Source organism: Pseudomonas serbica (assembly GCF_028823535.1).
Taxonomy (GTDB): domain Bacteria; phylum Pseudomonadota; class Gammaproteobacteria; order Pseudomonadales; family Pseudomonadaceae; genus Aquipseudomonas; species Aquipseudomonas serbica.
Window position 1 is genome coordinate 226,512 of record NZ_JAQIYM010000009.1, and the last position, 18,313, is coordinate 244,824.

An 18,313-nucleotide genomic window follows, 5' to 3' on the forward strand; every position below is an offset into this window, starting at 1 on the left:
ACCTTACAGCGCAGCAGCGTGCTCGGTCAGGTAAGCAGCAACGCCTTCTGGCGAAGCGTTCATGCCTTTGTCGCCTTTTTTCCAGTTGGCAGGGCAAACTTCACCGTGCTCTTCGTGGAATTGCAGGGCGTCGACAAGACGCAGCAGCTCTTCCATGTTACGGCCCAGCGGCAGGTCGTTGATGATCTGCGAGCGGACAACACCTTTGTCGTCGATCAGGAATGCGCCACGGAACGCCACGCCGTCAGCGGACTGAACGTCGTAGGCCTTCATGATTTCCTGCTTGATGTCGGCAGCCATGGTGTAACGAACTGCGCCGATACCACCATCGTTTACCGGGGTGTTGCGCCATGCGTTGTGGGTGAAGTGCGAGTCGATCGACACAGCGACCACTTCAACGTTACGTGCCTTGAACTCGGACATGCGGTTGTCCAGAGCGATCAGCTCCGACGGGCAAACGAAGGTGAAGTCCAGCGGGTAGAAGAACACCAGGCCGTATTTGCCTTTGATGGCCGACGACAGGGTGAAGCTGTCCACGATTTCGCCATTGCCGAGTACGGCCGGTACGGTGAAGTCAGGGGCTTGTTTGCCTACGAGTACGCTCATTGGATATCTCCTGGTGTAGAAGCGTTAAGAACTGGGTTTGCATCAGCCTGCCACCCTCAGGCGACAGCCCTGTGACACCAACCCGTTTCGAAAAGACCGGTCATCATACACTGCGTTTTTGGCCTGTCCGTAACGGTTTCTCCCATGGGCGTAAAAAAGGACGAAGGGTATTTCCGTTTACAGCGCATCGTTGGCCAACCGTTCGTCAGGCCTGTCAAAAAGCCCTTCCAAAGCACTTTGACAATCATTCTCGTTAACATTAAGATCCATCGCATTCGAGACATAAACAGCGACGGTTTTCACTTATGTATGTTTGCCTCTGCACTGGCGTCACCGACGGCCAAATCCGCGATGCGATCTATGAAGGATGCTGCAGCTACAAGGAAGTGCGCCAGGCCACCGCCGTTGCCAGTCAATGCGGTAAATGTGCCTGTCTCGCCAAGGAAGTGGTCCGCGAGACCCTGACCAAATTGCAAACCGCCCAGGCGACGATACCTTTTCCTGTCGAATTTACTGCTGCATAAATACCGTATTTCAAAGAACCGGACACGTGTCCGGTTTTTTTATGTCTGAAAATCAACTGCTTAGACTCAAGACGCGGAACACAAACATTCTTATTCCGATTAATTTTCATATATGATTCAATAACTTAGGTTTGACACTCTTAGTTGTGCGGCTCAAACTCTGCCTTTATAGACAGCTAATACAGGGCAGGACCCCATCATGAAAGGCGACGTTACAGTCATCCAGCATCTCAACAAGATCCTTGCCAATGAGCTGGTCGCGATCAATCAATACTTCCTGCATGCACGCATGTACGAAGATTGGGGTTTGAACAAGCTCGGCAAGCACGAGTACCACGAATCCATCGACGAGATGAAGCACGCGGACAAGCTGATCAAGCGCATCCTGTTCCTTGAAGGCCTGCCGAACGTCCAGGACCTGGGCAAGCTGCAAATCGGCGAGCACACCCAGGAAATGATTGAGTGTGACCTGCGCATCGAGAAGACCGGCCATGCTGATCTGAAAGTGGCGATCGCGCATTGCGAAACAGTGGGCGACTTCGGTAGCCGTGAACTGCTTGAAGAGATTCTTGAGTCCGAAGAAGAACATATCGATTGGCTGGAAACCCAACTGGGTCTTATCGACAAGATCGGTATCGAGAACTACCTGCAGTCGCAGATGGGCGACGACGAGTAAGTTCTACACCAACCGCCTCGATGCAAGACAAAGCCCCGCTCTCTTTTGAAGAGGCGGGGCTTTTTCGTTTCATTTTGAAAGGACCTGAAACGGCCCCGGGGATTTTTCCTAAAGCCTGCTCCCGACAAGTCGATAAGCTGGTATCGATAGCTGTGGCTGATCCACTGATCGCCTCACCACCTTTTTCCACGGAAGGTTTTTATGTCCTCCACCAAAGCCCGCGCAGATTCACTTTCGCTTCTGCTGTTTACCTTGCGCAGTGGCAAGCTGATGGCGATCAACCTGCTCAAAGTCAGTGAAATCATCCCTTGCCCGCCACTGACCAAACTTCCCGAATCGCATCCCCACGTCAAAGGCATCGCCACCCTGCGCGGCAACTCGTTATCGGTGATCGACCTCAGCCGCGCCATCGGTGAGCGCCCGCTGGAAGATCCCGACGGTGGGTGCCTGATCGTCACGGACGTCAGCCGCTCCAAGCAAGGTTTGCATGTGCAGGCGGTGAGCAAGATCGTGCACTGCCTGACTACCGACATCCGTCCGCCCCCCTTCGGCTCGGGCGGCTCACGCTCGTACATCACGGGTGTCACCTCGGTCGACGGCACCCTGGTGCAGGTGCTGGACATCGAAAAGGTCATCCATGGCATTGCCCCGGTACCAATCGACATGGCGCCAACCGAGCTCAGCATGGAAGATGCCGAGATCCTGGGCAGCGCTCGCATTCTGGTGGTCGATGACAGTCAGGTCGCGCTACAGCAATCGGTGCATACGTTGCGCAACCTGGGCCTGCAATGCCACACGGCCCGCAGCGCCAAGGAAGCTATCGATTGCCTGCTGGATCTGCAAGGCACCGCCCAGCAGATCAACCTGATCGTCTCCGATATCGAAATGTCCGAAATGGACGGTTACGCCTTCACCCGCACCCTGCGTGAAACCCCGGACTTCGCGCACCTCTACGTACTGCTGCATACGTCCCTGGACAGCGCCATGAATAGCGAAAAGGCACGGCTTGCCGGCGCGAATGCGGTGCTGACCAAGTTCTCTTCACCGGAACTGACCAAGTGCCTGATCGACGCGGCCAAGGCCGTTGCCGAACAAGGTCATTGAGTCGTGGCCGAGCAATTCTGCCTTCTCATGCGGCGCAGTCTCGCTGACGCCGTGCCCGCCATCACCTGGCCCCAGGGGATCGTGCTGACCGGGTATCGTCCCGAACGGGCGGAGGAAGTTCATCGCTTGATGGAACAGGGTCACTCGCAAGGCGGCGGCCGCGTCCCGGGCCTGGACGTATGGCAACAGCGATTTGAAACCGATCCTGAGTATGATCCGACACTATGCTTCATCGCGCTGGATACCCTGGGTATCGTGGGCGTCTGTCAGTGCTGGACCAGCGCCTACATCAAGAGTCTGGTGGTGCATCCACGGGCTCAAGGCCGCGGTTTGGGGCGAGCCTTGCTGCTCAATGCCTTCACCGAATTTCAACGGCGGCACGAAGGCTACGTCGACCTGAAAGTGCTGGAAGGCAACCTTCGCGCACAGCGGTTGTATGAAAGCGCCGGGATGTATGTGGTGCGCCGGGAACCGGTTCCGGTCTGACCCGTCCCTCGCCGAGCCCCGCGTTCGCCCCTCCAAGCCTTCAGGCATACTCACACCTTGGCCAACCCCGCCCAAGGATCCCTGAACCATGAAAGCTGTCACCCTGACCTTCGCCTGCCTCACAGCCCTCGCCACCCAGGCCCACGCCTCCAGCCCCGATGCCTGGGCCGCCTTCGACAAGGCCGTGCTCGCCAGTTGCACCAAGGCCAGCGGTCTGGCGAACGCCAAACCCGTCGGCAACGCCGCACAATTCGATGATCGGGTCGGCTACACCGCCCTGCTGCTGCAAGGCCAGTACCCGCAAAAGCACATGAAAGGCCAGCAAGGTACCGAACTGTGCCTCTACAACAAGAAGAGCAAAACGGCCTATGTGACCGAGTGGGACTCCATACGAGCAAACTGACACCGCTGTCAGTTAACAGTCACTTTCCTGACCGGGTCATGGGGCTATAACGTAGAAAGACAAAGCTGCGAACACTTCCATTTCCCGACCCGGCGCCCCTCTCGCATGCGAACCCAGAAAAAATCCGTTCTTCTAGCAGCCTTTCTGATCGTGCTGGTGGCGCTGGGCGCGTGGTACCTGATGAAATCATCCACGGTTAAAGTCGCCGCACCGACCGCCATCCCGGTGCGCGTGGTCAACGTGGTCGAAAAAGACGTGCCCCGCTACGTCACCGGCATAGGCTCGGTGTTGTCGCTGCACAGTGTGGTGGTCCGCCCGCAGATCGACGGGATCCTCACCAGGATACTGGTCAAGGAAGGCCAACTGGTAAGCAAAGGCGACCTGCTGGCGACCATCGACGACCGGTCGATCCGCGCCAGCCTGGACCAGGCCAGGGCGCAACTGGGCGAAAGTCAGGCGCAACTGCAAGTGGCCCAGGTCAACCTCAAGCGCTACAAGCTGTTGAGCGTCGACGACGGTGTTTCCAAACAGACCTACGACCAGCAACAGGCGTTGGTCAACCAGCTCAAGGCCACCGCCCAGGGCAACCAGGCTTCGATCGACGCGGCCCAGGTGCAGTTGTCGTACACGCAAATTCGCTCCCCGGTCAGTGGCCGCGTCGGAATTCGTACAGTGGATGAAGGAAACTTCCTGCGCATGACTGACACCCAGGGACTGTTCACGGTGACCCAGATCGACCCGATCGCCGTGGAGTTCTCCCTGCCGCAGCAGATGCTGCCGACCCTGCAAGGCCTGATCAGCGATCCACAACGCGCCCAGGTCAAGGCCTACATCGGAGCCGACACCGACGGCGAAACCGGGAACCTGCTGGGCGACGGCCACTTGACCCTGATCGACAACCAGATCAACGCCAACACTGGCACCATCCGCGCCAAGGCCGAATTCAACAACGCCGGGCAAAAACTCTGGCCGGGCCTGTTGGTGACGGTAAAAATCCAGACTGCGCTGGATAAAGATGCATTGGTGGTACCTCCCACCGTCGTACAACGTGGCCTCGACCAGCACTTCGTCTATCGGGTAAAGGGCGACAAGGTTGAAACCGTGCCAGTGCAGATGGTTTACCAGGGCAGCGGCCAGAGCATCATCAAGGGGGTGAAAGCGGGTGACGTGCTGGTCAGCGACGGTCAGTCGCGACTCAAGCCCGGTGCCACCGTACAAGTGCTGACCGAACCGCCGCAGGTCGTGCAATCGGAGACGGCGCCATGAAAGGCCACGGTTCGATCTCCGCCTGGTGCATCGACCACCCGGTGGCCACGATTCTGCTGACGTTCGCCCTGGTGCTGCTGGGGGCCATCGCGTTTCCGCGCCTGCCCATCGCGCCGCTGCCGGAAGCAGAGTTTCCGACGATCCAGGTGGCAGCCCAACTGCCCGGTGCCAGCCCGGAAACCATGGCGTCATCGGTGGCCACGCCCCTTGAAGTGCAATTCAGCGCCATTCCCGGTGTAACCCAAATGACCTCGAGCAGCGCCCTGGGCTCGACCAACCTGACCCTGCAATTCACCCTCGACAAAAGCATCGATACTGCGGCCCAGGAAGTCCAGGCCGCTATCAACACCGCGGCAGGCAAATTGCCCAAGGACATGCCGAACCTGCCAACGTGGCGCAAGGTCAATCCGGCCGACAGTCCGGTGCTGATCCTCAGCGTCAACTCGTCGCTGATGCCAGGCCCTGAACTCAGCGACCTGACGGAAACCCTGCTGTCCCGTCAACTCAGTCAGGTCGACGGTGTCGGCCAGGTGTCCATCACTGGCCAGCAACGTCCAGCGATCCGTGTCCAGGTGTCCGCCGATAAGCTCGCCGCCATCGGCCTGACCCTGGCGGACATTCGCCTGGCGATCCAGCAGACCAGCCTCAACCTGGCCAAAGGCGCGCTGTACGGCGAATCGAGCATTTCAACGCTTTCGACCAATGATCAACTGTTCCACCCCGACGAATACAGTCAGTTGATCGTTTCCTACAAGGACGGTGCACCGGTTCACCTCAAGGATGTCGCGAAAGTCGTCAACGGTTCGCAAGATGCTTACGTCCAGGCCTGGGCGGGTTCGCAACCGGGCGTAAACCTGGTGATTTTCCGTCAGCCAGGCGCCAACATCGTCGAGACCGTGGATCGCATTCAGGCCGCGCTGCCGGCGCTGCAAGCGATGTTGCCAGCCTCGGTGCAGGTCAAGGTGCTGATCGACCGCACCCAGACCATCCGCGCGTCGCTGCACGAGGTGGAAATCACACTGATGATCGCCGTGATGCTGGTGGTGGCGGTGATGGCGCTGTTCCTGCGCCAACTGTCGGCCACATTGATCGTCTCGGCAGTACTCGGTGTGTCGCTGATTGCCAGCTTTGCGCTGATGTACGTGATGGGCTTCAGCCTGAACAACCTGACGCTGGTGGCGATCGTGGTGGCCGTGGGGTTTGTGGTCGACGATGCGATCGTGGTGGTGGAGAACATCCACCGACATCTCGAGGCCGGTGACGGCATGCGCGAGGCGGCGATCAAGGGCGCCGGCGAGATCGGATTTACCGTGGTCTCGATCAGTTTCTCGCTGGTGGCGGCGTTCATTCCACTGCTGTTCATGGGCGGCGTGGTTGGCCGGCTGTTCAAGGAATTTGCCCTGACCGCCACCTCCACCATCATGATTTCGGTGGTGGTTTCCCTGACGTTGGCGCCCACCCTGGCAGCGCTGTTCATGCGCGCGCCTGAGCATCACGCCCAGGGTAAACCCGGCTTCGGCGAGCGCCTGCTGGCGTGGTACGAAAAAGGCCTGCGCCGTGCCCTCGCCCACCAGACATTGATGATCGGCGTGTTCGGTTTGTCACTGGGGTTGGCGGTGGCCGGCTACATCTTTATCCCTAAAGGCTTCTTCCCGGTCCAGGATACTGGCTTCGTCCTCGGTACCACCGAAGCGGCGGCCGATATTTCCTACGGCGACATGGTAAAAAAACACCTGGCGATGGCCGAAATCGTCGCCGCTGATCCTGCGGTTCAAGCGTTCTCTCACTCGGTGGGCGTGTCGGGCAGCAACCAGACCATCGCCAACGGCCGCTTCTGGATCGCCCTGAAAAAACGCGGCGACCGCGATGTTTCAGCCAGCGAGTTCATCGACCGTATCCGCCCCCAATTGATGAAGGTGCCGGGCATCGTCCTGTACCTGCGCGCCGGGCAAGACATCAACCTCAGCTCCGGCCCGAGCCGGGCCCAGTACCAATACGTGCTCAAGAGCAACGACGGGGCGGTGCTGAGCACCTGGACCCAGCGCCTGACGGAAAAACTGCGCGGCAACCCGGCCTTCCGCGACATTTCCAACGACCTGCAACTGGGCGGCAGCATCACCCATATCACCATTGACCGCAGTGCCGCCGCACGCTTTGGCCTGACCGCCAGCGATGTGGATGAAGCGCTGTACGACGCTTTCGGCCAGCGCCAGATCAACGAATTCCAGACCCAGATCAACCAGTACAACGTGATCCTGGAGCTGGACACCCGGCAACGCGGCAAGGCCGAAAGCCTCAATTATTTCTACCTGCGCTCGCCCCTGAGCGGGGAAATGGTGCCGCTGTCGGCCCTGGCGAAATTCGATGCGCCCACGGTGGGGCCGCTGTCCATCGCCCATGACGGCATGTTCCCGGCCGCCAACCTGTCGTTCAACCTGGCACCCGGCGTGGCGCTCGGCGATGCGGTGATCATGCTCAACCAGGCCAAGGTCGACATCGGCATGCCCGCGGCCATCAACGGTAACTTCCAGGGTGCGGCCCAGGCGTTCCAGAGTTCGCTGGCCAGCCAGCCATGGTTGATCCTCGCGGCGCTGTTGGCGGTGTACATCATTCTCGGCGTGCTCTACGAGAGCTTCGTCCACCCGCTGACGATCATCTCGACGCTGCCCTCGGCCGGGCTGGGTGCGGTGATCATGCTGTGGATCTGCGGCCAGGACTTTTCGATCATGGCACTGATCGGGCTGGTGCTGCTGATCGGTATCGTCAAGAAAAACGGCATCCTGATGATCGACTTCGCCCTGGAAGCGCAGCGCAAGGGCGGCTTGTCACCGGAAGAAGCGATCTTCCAGGCGTGCATCACGCGGTTCCGGCCGATCATCATGACCACCCTCGCCGCCTTGCTCGGCGCCCTGCCGTTGATGCTCGGCTACGGCACCGGCGCCGAACTGCGCCAACCCCTGGGCATCGCCGTGGTCGGTGGCTTGCTGGTGAGCCAGGCACTGACGCTGTTCACCACGCCGGTCATATACTTGTGGCTGGAGCGTTTATTTCATAGGCACACTCTCCCACCAGCAGCTTCGCCCGTACCGGCGCTGGCGACCACAGACTGAGGCGGGGTCATGCGCGTCCTGATTATCGAAGACGAGGAAAAAACCGCGGATTATCTGCACCGCGGCCTGACGGAACAGGGTTACACCGTGGACCTGGCGCGGGATGGGGTCGAAGGCCTGCACCTGGCGCTGGAAAGCGACTACGCGGTGATCGTCCTCGACGTGATGTTGCCGGGCCTGGACGGCTTCGGCGTATTGCGCGCCTTGCGTGCGCGCAAGCAGACCCCGGTGATCATGCTCACCGCCCGCGAACGTGTGGAAGACCGCATCAAGGGCCTGCGCGACGGCGCCGACGATTACCTGGGTAAACCGTTTTCCTTCCTTGAGCTGGTGGCACGCCTGCAGGCACTGACCCGGCGCAGCGGTGGCCACGAACCGGTGCAGGTGAGCATCGCCGACCTGTGGATAGATCTGATCAGCCGCAAGGCGACCCGCGGTGGCACACGGCTGGACCTGACGGCCAAGGAGTTCTCGCTGCTGAGCGTGCTGGCCCGGCGCCAAGGTGAAATCCTCTCGAAAACCGCCATTGCCGAGATGGTCTGGGACATCAATTTCGACAGCGACGCCAACGTCGTCGAGGTCGCGATCAAACGCCTGCGGGCCAAGCTCGACGGGCCATTCGAAGAGAAATTGCTGCACACCATCCGCGGCATGGGTTATGTGCTGGAGAGCCGTGGTGTCCAGTAATTCAATTGCTCTGCGCCTGAGCGGGATGTTCACGCTGGTAGCGCTTCTGGTGTTCTTGTTGATCGGTTGGGCGCTCTACCAACAGGTCGACAAAGGCCTGGGATTGTTGCCCGAAGCCGAACTGGACGCGCGCTACAGCGTGCTCGAATCCACCGTCGGCCGCTACGGCACGCCTGAACACTGGGTGAAGATCAACAACAAGCTCAAGCTGCTCGGCGAAGAAGACAAGCGCATCAGTTTCTGGATCATCAGCGGCGATCCGAACTACGAATACGGCAATCCGACACCGAGCATCCGTGCGTTTGCCAAAGGGCCGCTGGGCATGCGCGACATGCAGCTGGCAGACCACCCCTACCCGCTGAAAGTGCTGGTCAGCGAATTCCCGGCCAAGGATCAGCGCCCGCCCCTGCGCTTCATGATCGGCATCGACACCGAGACGTTTTTCCATACCCAGCACCAATTGCTGATCGCCCTGGTCAGCCTGGCAGTTATCGGCGTACTGATGGCCTCGGCGCTGGGTTACTGGGTGGCGCGAATCGGGCTCAAGCCACTGATCAAGCTGTCTCAGGAAGCCCAGCGCCTGGCCCCGCCGTTGCGTTCAGGCCGCTTGCGGCTATCGTCGCTGCCCCCGGAACTGAACCAGTTCGTCGACTCGTTCAACTCGACGCTGGAGCGGGTCGAACAGGCCTACTCGCGACTGGAATCGTTCAACGCCGATGTCGCCCATGAACTGCGCTCGCCACTGACCAACCTGATCGGCCAGACCCAGGTTGCCCTGACTCGCGGGCGCTCGGCAGAGCATTATTTCGAGGTGCTGCAATCGAACCTTGAAGAGCTCGAGCGACTGCGCTCGATCATCAATGACATGCTGTTCCTTGCCAGCGCCGACCAAGGCAGCAAGGCGACCAAACTGACGTCCACCTCGCTGGCCGAGGAAGTGGCCACGACCCTGGAATACCTGGATTTCATTCTCGAGGATGCGCAGGTACGGGTCCAGGTCAGCGGCGATGCCCTGGTGCGAATCGAAATCGCCCACCTGCGCCGGGCCTTGATCAACCTGCTGAACAACGCCGTGCAGCACACCGGCCCCGGACAAGTCATCGAGGTGCGCATCGAAGCCGGCGAGCACCAGGTCAGCATCGGCGTGGCCAACCCGGGCATACCGATTTCCAACGAACATCTGCCGCGCCTGTTCGAGCGCTTCTACCGGGTCGATGCCTCGCGCAGCAACAGTGGCAACAATCACGGGCTGGGGCTGGCCATCGTCAAGGCGATTGCCCTGATGCATGGCGGGGATGTGTTCGTGCGCAGTGACCATGGGATGAATACCTTTGGTATGCATTTGCCGGTCTGAGGCCGCAAAAGACCGCTACCTTCGCCCCGACATCAGGCCGGCCGGTAGGCCGCTATCGCCGGCAGGCCCCACCGTAGATCGGGTTTGGCCGCGAGCGATCTTTGCTCTTTGCGTAACAGTCCTTTCATGAATCCGCTCTTTTTCCTTTCGCCCAAGCGCCTTATCTTTGCCCGCACCAAACAGCACTTGCCAAGCAAGAAGGTTTAAAAGATGTCCAACAGTATGGGTATTGCCAGCGCTTTCGTTCTGTCTTCTCTGTTCCTGTCGCCGTTCGCCATGGCCGAAGAGTCGCACGCCTTCGTCGCGCAGAATTCCGCCCGAGCCGCCGCGTACGAAGAGCACCAGATCGAGATGACCGCCAAAGCCCAGGAGGCCACCCAAGCCCCGCAAGCGTCGAGCACTCAAGCCAAACAGGCTGAAAAAGACAGCTGATTTTGCGCGCATCACTCCTGTTTCCCTCGACACTTTTCATCGGCTCTTCCCAATGAAAAGTTGTCTTCAAAGCCGCTGCCATCAGCGGCTTTTTTTCGTTGTGGTTTTACAACCCGCTGCGCCCTCCTCGCCAACCCGAAATCTTTGCGACTGCAAGAACAGTGATGTTCCCCGCTGACCCAGGAGCTTTACCCCACGTGCGTTTCCCAATCAGTCCCCCTGCGCTGTTCGTTGCAATCGCTGCAACGATGGCCTGCAATACTCACGCTGCCGATGCTGCCCAAGGTTTCACCGAAGACGCCAGCCTCACCATCAACGCACGCAACTACTACATGAACCGCAATCGCCTGCAGCAGGCAGACGACAACATTGAATGGGGTCAGGGTTTTCTGGGCATCTTCGAGTCGGGCTTCACCGAAGGCTCGGTCGGCTTCGGCATCGATGCCCATGCCATGCTCGGGCTCAAGCTCGACGGAGGCGGCGGCACGGACAATTCGAGCATCCTGCCGGCCAGCGACGGCAGCGGCAAAGCACCGGGCTCGTTCTCCACCGCAGGTGCCACCCTGAAGATGCGAGCCTTCAATAGCGAATTGAAGGCCGGCGACCTGTTTCTCGCCAACCCGGTGATTGCCGGCGGTGAAACCCGCATGCTGCCCCAGACCTTTCGCGGCGTCAGCCTGACCAACCACAGCTTCGACGGCTGGCTGATCGAAGGGGGTCAAGCGAGCTTCACCAAACCGTACAACCAGAGCGGTCATGTTCGCATCGGTACGTCCTACGGCAGTCTGGCCGAGGATGAAGAAAGCCAGCATCTCAATTGGGCCGGCGTGGCCTGGAGCGGTGTGCCAGGCTTGACCAGCAGCCTGTATGCCGCCGAGCTCAAGGACATCTGGAACCAGTACTACTACGACCTCGACTACACCTATGCGCTCAACGAGGTGGTCAGCCTCAACCCGGGCCTGCACTTCTATCACACGCAGGACACCGGTGATGCGCTGCTCGGCCACATCGACAACAACACCTTCAGCCTGCATTTCACTGTCGGCGTCGGTAATCACAGCATCACCACCGCTTACCAGCGGGTCAACGGCAACACCCCGTTCGACTACATCAGCCAGGGCGACAGCGTCTTCCTCGACAACTCCCAGCAATACTCGGACTTCAACGGTCCGAACGAGCGGTCCTGGAAACTCAAGTACGCCTATGACTTTGTCGGCCTTGGCCTGCCGGGACTGACTTCGGCGCTGTCCTGGTCCAGGGGCAAACTGGATCTGACCAAGGTCGACCCAGATAGCCCCGGGTATAGCGCGTGGTACAGCGCTGAGGGCATAAACGCCCGGCACTGGGAACGCGACATCGAGCTCAAGTACGTGGTCCAGGACGGCCAGGCCAGGGACCTGGCAGTGCGCCTGCAATGGGCTACCAACCGGGGCGGCAACGGTTATGGAGTACTTGATCAGGACACCGACGAGTACCGAGTGATTTTCGACTACCCGCTCAATGTCTTCTAAGCTTCAATAAACAAAAGGCCGGCACGTTTTGCTGGCCTTTTTTATCCGCAGTCTGTTGGGAATGCCGCGGATACAACGGGTGTCCGGGACGCTGCCCGATTCTTGCAAAAGAATGTCTCCGACGCCTAGACGACAGAAGCCAGAATAATGAGCGAGCGCACCACATCTCACCAATCAACGCGATCCGAGCGATCCGAGCGGCTGGTGATTCTCGGCAGCGTATTACTGGTGATTGCCATCCTGAGTATCGTGGCGTTTCTGCTGGTGCGTGAACGCGTCAATGCCGAACTGTCAGCCAGCCGCTCCGCCTCCAATATCGTGCAGTTGATCGAAGCCGATGTCCTGCGTAACGTCGAACTCTACGACGTGTCGTTGCTTGGCCTGATCGCGGCCTCCCGCCGTGATGACCTCATGCAGGTTTCCCCACAGATACGTCATCTGGCTTTGTTCGATCGTGCCACCGCCGCCCCCTACAAGGGTGACATCCTGTTGCTCGACCAACAGGGCAACGTGCTCGCCGACTCGGCTTCGCGAGAACCCAGGACAGGCAACTTTGCCGACCGCGAGTACTTCCTGTCCCACGTGAACAACAGCGACCCGGGCATGTTCATCAGTCGGCCTTTTCGCTCCCGAATGGCTAACAACGAATGGCGCATCAGCTTCAGTCGCCGGATCAGTGGCGCACAAGGCGAGTTTCTAGGGGTCGCCGAGGCGGCGATGCGCCTGAGCTACTTCGAACAGCTGTTCAACAGCCTGAACATCGGTCCCGGCAGTTCGATCAGCCTGATCAACAAGGATGGAATCCTGCTGGCCCAGGTCCCTCGCCTGAGCGAAGACCTGACCGGTACGGACTTCAGCCAGCTCCCCAACTTCCAGCGTATCGTCAACGAAGGCGACGGCAGTTTCAGCAGCGTTTCGAATCGTTATCAGGACCTGCGGCTCTACACCTTTTCCCAGGTTGGCAACTTGCCGCTGATTGTCATCGTGGCCTTGTCGGGTGAAGAAGTGTTTTCTTCATGGCAACGCACAGCGTTGGTGGTCAGCCTGGCAACGACCGCCCTGTGTGCGTGCCTGCTGTGGCTGACCTGGCTGCTCTGCCGCGAACTGCGCCTGCGTCACCATGCCGAACTGGAGCTGGCACAACTGGCCGCCACCGACGCACTGACCGGACTGGCCAACCGCCGGACGCTGGACCAGACGTTGCGTCATGAATGGTTTCGCGCCCAGCGTTCCGGCAAGCCATTGTCGTTACTGATGATCGATGCCGATCACTTCAAGGCCTTCAACGACCGCCATGGCCATCAAGCCGGTGATGAGGCCTTGCGCGCGGTTGCCCAGGTGTTACGCACCCACGTACGGCGGCCGGCCGACCTGGTTGCGCGCTACGGTGGCGAAGAGTTCTCGGTGGTCCTGGCGGAAACCGACATGGCGGGCGCACAACTGATCGCCGAGCACATTCGAGAGGCCGTCGAACAGCTACCGCCGATTGACGGCACCGACTCGCCGATTACCGTGAGCATTGGTATCAGTACCTGGAACGCCAGCTCCGACATCAACCTGGAGGTGCTGATGTTTGCCGCGGACAAGGCGCTGTATCAAGCCAAGGAGACGGGACGTAATCGGGTGGTGGCGCTCTAGCGACCACCAAGCAAAATCCGCACACATAAAAAAAGGCCACCCGAAGGCAGCCCTTAAAAAACTAGAGAGGTTTTTTACTTACACGGCCGCGACAGGACGCATGTAAGAGATCGGTGCGGTGCTGGCATCTTCGAACGTCACGACTTCCCAGGCATCTGTCTGCTCAATCAACTTGCGCAACAGCTGGTTGTTCAGTGCGTGGCCGGACTTGAAGCCCTTGAACTCACCAATCAGGCTGTTGCCCAGCAGGTAGAGGTCACCAATTGCATCGAGGATCTTGTGCTTCACGAATTCGTCTTCGTAGCGAAGGCCGTCTTCGTTCAGTACACCATCGGCGTCGACCACAATGGCGTTTTCAACGCTGCCGCCGAGTGCGAGGTTGTGCTTGCGCAGGTACTCGATGTCACTCATGAAACCAAAGGTACGGGCGCGGCTCACTTCTTTTACGAACGAAGTGCTGGAAAAATCCACGCTTGCACTTTGTGTGCGGTCACGGAAAACCGGGTGATCGAAGTCGATCTCGAAGCTCACCTTGAAACCTTCGAAAGGGACGAAAGTGGCGCGCTTGTCGCCGTCTTCCACAGTCACTTCCCGCAGGATGCGGATGAACTTCTTCGCGGCGTCCTGTTCTTCCAGGCCAGCCGACTGAATCAGGAATACGAAAGGTCCAGCGCTACCATCCATGATTGGCACTTCGGACGCGGAGAGCTCGACGTAGGCGTTATCGATGCCCAGGCCAGCCATGGCCGAGAGCAAGTGCTCCACCGTGTCCACTTTGACGTCACCGTTGACCAGCGTGGTCGACATGGTGGTTTCGCCAACGTTTTCCGCGCGTGCAGGGATCTGCACCACAGGATCGAGGTCGGCACGACAAAACACAATGCCGGTGTCGATCGGCGCAGGCTTGAGGGTCAGGTATACCTTCTCCCCGGAGTGCAGACCTACACCTGTGGCACGGATAATATTTTTCAGTGTGCGTTGTTTAATCATGGCTTGGGCCGCTTCAGCGCAAATTGCGAACTGGTATCAACAAAGGCTGGCGATGATAGCAGACCACGCCTTTGCTGAACACCAATCAACTTCATAGCCCTGATACATTTCATCAATCGGCCTGACGACGCAGGAAGGCCGGGATGTCCAGGTAGTCCAGGTCATCTTGCGGATTCATCTTCGCGGCAGTGGCAGCACCGGCCTGGGCCTGGTTGCGCATGACGGTCGGACGGTCCAGGTCACGGTAGTTAACCGCTGGCGCTTCCTGACGAACAGGGGCTTGTTGTTGCGGCTGGGAAGCCATCGACGTGTGCACGGTATTGTCGATGATCTTCACCGGCTTCTCGATTTTAGCGCCCAGACCGGTAGCAACGACAGTCACGTGCAGCTCGTCGCGCATGTCCGGATCGATAACGGTACCGACCTTGACCATGGCGTGCTCGGAAGCGAAGGCCTCGATGATGCTACCCACGTCGGAGTACTCACCCAGGGACAGGTCAGGACCGGCGGTGATGTTCACCAGGATGCCGCGTGCACCTTGCAGGTTCACGTCTTCGAGCAACGGGTTGCGAATGGCCGCTTCGGTGGCCTCGCGTGCACGGTTCGGACCGCTGGCGCAGCCAGTGCCCATCATCGCCATGCCCATTTCGCTCATCACGGTACGTACGTCGGCAAAGTCGACGTTGATCATGCCCGGACGCTTGATGATGTCGGAGATACCGCGAACGGCACCGGCCAGTACATCGTCAGCCTTGGCGAAAGCCGACAGCAGGCTGGCGTCCTTACCGAGGATGGTCAGCAGTTTCTCGTTGGGAATGGTGATCAACGAGTCGACGCTTTCCGACAGCAGGCGAATGCCTTCATCGGCGATCTGCATGCGCTTGCGGCCTTCGAACGGGAACGGACGAGTCACCACCGCAACGGTGAGAATCCCCATTTCCTTGGCCACTTCGGCAATGATCGGCGCAGCACCGGTACCGGTACCGCCGCCCATGCCAGTGGTGATGAACACCATGTTGGTGCCCTGCAGGACTTCGGCAATGCGCTCACGATCTTCGAGAGCGGCCTGACGACCTACTTCAGGGTTGGCACCAGCGCCCAGACCTTTGGTCACGCCGGTACCCAGTTGCAGGATGGTCCGCGCGCCAATGCTCTTGAGCGCCTGGGCATCAGTGTTGGCGCAGATGAATTCGACGCCTTCAATGTTGCTCTTGACCATGTGATTCACGGCGTTGCCGCCGCCACCGCCTACACCGATAACTTTAATAACCGGGCTTGCGGGGATGTTGTCTACGAGTTCGAACATTTTCCCTCTCCTTTACGTTCTCTAGTTTTTTCGCCTACTGCCTGTATCTACAACGGTGTCGCGGTGTTGCGGTAAATCTTAGAAATTGCCCTGGACCCAGCTCTTGATGCGATCGAGCAAGGCGCCTTTGGGTTCTTCGTTGCTGTAGCTGTCGCGGCTGCCGATACCCGAGAACGAGATGCCGTCGGATTGCTTCTGCAGGCCGTACATCAACAGGCCAACGCCGGTGGAATAAATCGGGTTGCGCACCACGTCATCCAGGCCTTTCACGCCGTGAGGCACGCCCAGGCGAACCGGCATGTGGAAGATTTCCTCAGCCAGCTCGGTAGCACCTTCCATCTTCGCCGTACCGCCGGTCAGCACGATGCCGGCCGGGATCAGGTCTTCGTAGCCGCTGCGACGCAGCTCGGCCTGGATCAGCGTGAACAGCTCGTCGTAACGTGGCTCGACCACTTCGGCCAGGGCCTGGCGCGACAGCTCGCGTGGTGGACGATCGCCAACGCTTGGGACCTTGATGGTTTCACCGGCGCCTGCCAGTTTGGCCAGGGCACAGGCGTAGCGAATCTTGATTTCTTCGGCGTACTGGGTCGGGGTACGCAACGCCATGGCGATGTCGTTGGTCACCTGGTCACCCGCGATCGGGATCACCGCGGTGTGGCGGATTGCGCCTTCAGTGAAGATCGCGATATCGGTGGTGCCGCCACCAATGTCCACCAGGCACACGCCCAGTTCTTTCTCGTCGTCGGTCAGCACCGAGTACGCGGACGCCAGTTGCTCAAGGATGATGTCGTCGATTTCCAGGCCGCAGCGACGCACGCATTTTTCAATGTTCTGTGCGGCGTTGACGGCGCAGGTGACCACGTGGACCTTGGCCTCCAGGCGCACGCCGGACATGCCCAGTGGCTCGCGGACGCCTTCCTGGTTATCGATCACGTAGTCCTGCGGCAGGGTGTGCAGCACGCGCTGGTCAGCCGGGATCGCCACGGCCTGGGCGGCGTCGAGTACGCGTTCAAGGTCGGCGGAGCTGACTTCGCGATCACGAATCGCCACGATGCCGTGGGAGTTCAGGCTGCGGATATGGTTGCCGGCCACGCCGACAAACGCCGAGTGGATGCGGCAGCCAGCCATCAGCTGCGCTTCTTCGATGGCGCGCTGGATCGACTGCACGGTGGACTCGATGTTCACCACCACGCCCTTCTTCAGGCCACGGGACGGATGGGTGCCGATCCCGACGATTTCCAGCGTGCCGTCGTCCGCGACCTCGCCGACCAGCGCCACCACCTTGGAGGTGCCGATATCGAGACCGACGATCATTTTGCCGCTTTGCACGTTTGCCATGGGTCCTGCCTCTTCTTAATTCTTTGCGACAGCGGGTTGGGCTGTCGTCGGCGCTACTGGTTCCCGCCAGCCAACAGCGAGGCCGTTGGCATAGCGCAGATCGATGCGCGCAATGTTCGTAATCTGTTCTTTTAGCGTCTTGTCATAGATGGCAATGAAACGGCGCATCTTTTCCACCAGGTTGCCGCGTCCCAGCAGCAGTTCGATCCCGGGCCCGGCACTGCCAGGGCCGGTCGTCAGGAACCAGCTGCCTCGTTCGCGCAACTCCAGGCGCGCAATCGAGAAGCCCAATGGCCTGAGCAACTGGCTCAGTACCTGGTATTGCTGCATCACTTGCTGCTGGGCCCGCTGCGGACCGAACAACTGCGGCAAGTGTTCGTAATTGGCCAGCTCGCGTGGGGTAAACGCCTGCCCCTGGTTGTTCAGCAGCGATTCGTCACCCCAACGGGCCACCGGCAGTTGTTCTTCCAGGCGAATTACCACCTGGTCCGGCCACACCCTGCGCACTTCGGCGTGGGCAATCCATGGCATGGTTTCAAGCTCGGTGCGCATGCTCGCCAGGTCGATGGTGAAGAAGCTCGACGCCACGTACGGGGCGATTCGCTGCTGCACCGCCTGCTGGCTGATGTAGCTCAGGTCACCCTGCACCGCGATCTTGGTGATCGGCCGGTCGGCGTAAGGCAACAAACGCTGCGCGCCTTCGTAAGTACCGAACCCCAACGCGACCAGCAGCACCGGCCAGAACAGGGCTTTGAGAAAACCGAAGTTGGCTTTCGGCAGGCGCGCGGACATCGGCTCTTTGGCCACCATTCGGCTGGCACCCCGCGGCACCGGCTTGCGGCCGGGTGCGGGTGGCTGATGTCTCAACTGTGCGCCTTGCAT

At 59.7% G+C, this 18,313-nt stretch carries 17 protein-coding genes; 12 read left to right on the forward strand and 5 right to left on the reverse strand.

Annotated elements, in window-relative coordinates; genetic code table 11:
* Positions 1-3 precede the first annotated feature (3 nt).
* Positions 4-606: a peroxiredoxin gene (locus NQL71_RS16670; RefSeq protein WP_008057532.1), complete on the reverse strand. Its 603-nt coding sequence runs from the start codon at positions 604-606 to the stop codon at positions 4-6.
* A 305-nt stretch (positions 607-911) separates the two neighbouring features.
* Between NQL71_RS16670 and NQL71_RS16675 the strand changes: the two genes are divergently transcribed.
* The 12 genes from NQL71_RS16675 (at position 912) to NQL71_RS16730 (ending at position 13,797) form a co-directional block, all read left to right on the forward strand.
* Complete coding sequence (locus NQL71_RS16675; RefSeq protein WP_274643036.1) at positions 912-1,130, forward strand: bacterioferritin-associated ferredoxin; 219 nt, start codon at positions 912-914, stop codon at positions 1,128-1,130.
* Between the two features lie 199 nt (positions 1,131-1,329).
* The gene (bfr, locus tag NQL71_RS16680; protein ID WP_046819027.1) at positions 1,330-1,806 is read left to right on the forward strand and encodes a bacterioferritin; all 477 of its coding nucleotides are present in this window, start codon (positions 1,330-1,332) and stop codon (positions 1,804-1,806) included.
* Positions 1,807-2,007: 201 nt separating this feature from the next.
* A complete protein-coding gene (locus tag NQL71_RS16685) occupies positions 2,008-2,910 on the forward strand; it encodes a chemotaxis protein CheV (protein WP_046819026.1) in 903 nt (300 codons plus the stop codon).
* Between the two features lie 27 nt (positions 2,911-2,937).
* Positions 2,938-3,396: a GNAT family N-acetyltransferase gene (locus NQL71_RS16690; RefSeq protein ID WP_274643056.1), complete on the forward strand. Its 459-nt coding sequence runs from the start codon at positions 2,938-2,940 to the stop codon at positions 3,394-3,396.
* 88 nt (positions 3,397-3,484) lie between these two features.
* Entirely contained in the window at positions 3,485-3,799 is a 315-nt protein-coding gene (locus NQL71_RS16695; protein WP_274643037.1) for a hypothetical protein, read from the forward strand.
* Between the two features lie 105 nt (positions 3,800-3,904).
* Positions 3,905-5,065: an efflux RND transporter periplasmic adaptor subunit gene (locus NQL71_RS16700; protein WP_274643038.1), complete on the forward strand. Its 1,161-nt coding sequence runs from the start codon at positions 3,905-3,907 to the stop codon at positions 5,063-5,065.
* Complete coding sequence (locus NQL71_RS16705) at positions 5,062-8,175, forward strand: multidrug efflux RND transporter permease subunit (RefSeq protein ID WP_274643039.1); 3,114 nt, start codon at positions 5,062-5,064, stop codon at positions 8,173-8,175. The genes NQL71_RS16700 and NQL71_RS16705 overlap by 4 nt, the downstream gene beginning before the upstream one ends.
* 9 nt (positions 8,176-8,184) lie before the next feature.
* The gene (locus NQL71_RS16710; RefSeq protein WP_007998286.1) at positions 8,185-8,862 is read left to right on the forward strand and encodes a heavy metal response regulator transcription factor; all 678 of its coding nucleotides are present in this window, start codon (positions 8,185-8,187) and stop codon (positions 8,860-8,862) included.
* A complete protein-coding gene (locus tag NQL71_RS16715; RefSeq protein ID WP_046819021.1) occupies positions 8,852-10,216 on the forward strand; it encodes a heavy metal sensor histidine kinase in 1,365 nt (454 codons plus the stop codon). Before NQL71_RS16710 ends, NQL71_RS16715 begins: the two co-directional genes overlap by 11 nt.
* A gap of 210 nt (positions 10,217-10,426) precedes the next feature.
* Positions 10,427-10,648, forward strand: coding sequence for a hypothetical protein (locus tag NQL71_RS16720; RefSeq protein ID WP_046819020.1), 222 nt, complete (start codon positions 10,427-10,429; stop codon positions 10,646-10,648).
* 248 nt (positions 10,649-10,896) lie between these two features.
* Positions 10,897-12,159 (forward strand): OprD family porin, encoded by a 1,263-nt coding sequence (locus NQL71_RS16725; protein WP_425520687.1) that lies wholly within the window; start codon positions 10,897-10,899, stop codon positions 12,157-12,159.
* Positions 12,160-12,306: 147 nt separating this feature from the next.
* Entirely contained in the window at positions 12,307-13,797 is a 1,491-nt protein-coding gene (locus tag NQL71_RS16730) for a GGDEF domain-containing protein (protein ID WP_046819018.1), read from the forward strand.
* 78 nt (positions 13,798-13,875) lie between these two features.
* Here the strand turns inward: NQL71_RS16730 and lpxC are convergent, their stop codons facing one another.
* From lpxC to NQL71_RS16750, 4 genes are all read right to left on the reverse strand, one after another.
* Entirely contained in the window at positions 13,876-14,787 is a 912-nt protein-coding gene (lpxC, locus tag NQL71_RS16735; protein WP_008060300.1) for a UDP-3-O-acyl-N-acetylglucosamine deacetylase, read from the reverse strand.
* Between the two features lie 112 nt (positions 14,788-14,899).
* Positions 14,900-16,093: a cell division protein FtsZ gene (gene ftsZ / locus NQL71_RS16740; protein WP_046819017.1), complete on the reverse strand. Its 1,194-nt coding sequence runs from the start codon at positions 16,091-16,093 to the stop codon at positions 14,900-14,902.
* Positions 16,094-16,171: 78 nt separating this feature from the next.
* Positions 16,172-17,431, reverse strand: coding sequence for a cell division protein FtsA (ftsA, locus tag NQL71_RS16745; protein WP_034149519.1), 1,260 nt, complete (start codon positions 17,429-17,431; stop codon positions 16,172-16,174).
* 15 nt (positions 17,432-17,446) lie between these two features.
* A complete protein-coding gene (locus NQL71_RS16750) occupies positions 17,447-18,313 on the reverse strand; it encodes a cell division protein FtsQ/DivIB (RefSeq protein ID WP_046819016.1) in 867 nt (288 codons plus the stop codon).

Bases quoted from the DNA above. Each gene is read 5' to 3' on its own strand.
- NQL71_RS16670 (WP_008057532.1), bottom strand. From the start codon at position 606: ATGAGCGTACTCGTAGGCAAACAAGCCCCTGACTTCACCGTACCGGCC.
- NQL71_RS16675 (WP_274643036.1), top strand. From the start codon at position 912: ATGTATGTTTGCCTCTGCACTGGCGTCACCGACGGCCAAATCCGCGAT.
- bfr (WP_046819027.1), top strand. From the start codon at position 1,330: ATGAAAGGCGACGTTACAGTCATCCAGCATCTCAACAAGATCCTTGCC.
- NQL71_RS16685 (WP_046819026.1), top strand. From the start codon at position 2,008: ATGTCCTCCACCAAAGCCCGCGCAGATTCACTTTCGCTTCTGCTGTTT.
- NQL71_RS16690 (WP_274643056.1), top strand. From the start codon at position 2,938: ATGCGGCGCAGTCTCGCTGACGCCGTGCCCGCCATCACCTGGCCCCAG.
- NQL71_RS16695 (WP_274643037.1), top strand. From the start codon at position 3,485: ATGAAAGCTGTCACCCTGACCTTCGCCTGCCTCACAGCCCTCGCCACC.
- NQL71_RS16700 (WP_274643038.1), top strand. From the start codon at position 3,905: ATGCGAACCCAGAAAAAATCCGTTCTTCTAGCAGCCTTTCTGATCGTG.
- NQL71_RS16705 (WP_274643039.1), top strand. From the start codon at position 5,062: ATGAAAGGCCACGGTTCGATCTCCGCCTGGTGCATCGACCACCCGGTG.
- NQL71_RS16710 (WP_007998286.1), top strand. From the start codon at position 8,185: ATGCGCGTCCTGATTATCGAAGACGAGGAAAAAACCGCGGATTATCTG.
- NQL71_RS16720 (WP_046819020.1), top strand. From the start codon at position 10,427: ATGTCCAACAGTATGGGTATTGCCAGCGCTTTCGTTCTGTCTTCTCTG.
- NQL71_RS16725 (WP_425520687.1), top strand. From the start codon at position 10,897: ATGGCCTGCAATACTCACGCTGCCGATGCTGCCCAAGGTTTCACCGAA.
- NQL71_RS16730 (WP_046819018.1), top strand. From the start codon at position 12,307: ATGAGCGAGCGCACCACATCTCACCAATCAACGCGATCCGAGCGATCC.
- lpxC (WP_008060300.1), bottom strand. From the start codon at position 14,787: ATGATTAAACAACGCACACTGAAAAATATTATCCGTGCCACAGGTGTA.
- ftsZ (WP_046819017.1), bottom strand. From the start codon at position 16,093: ATGTTCGAACTCGTAGACAACATCCCCGCAAGCCCGGTTATTAAAGTT.
- ftsA (WP_034149519.1), bottom strand. From the start codon at position 17,431: ATGGCAAACGTGCAAAGCGGCAAAATGATCGTCGGTCTCGATATCGGC.
- NQL71_RS16750 (WP_046819016.1), bottom strand. From the start codon at position 18,313: ATGCAAGGCGCACAGTTGAGACATCAGCCACCCGCACCCGGCCGCAAG.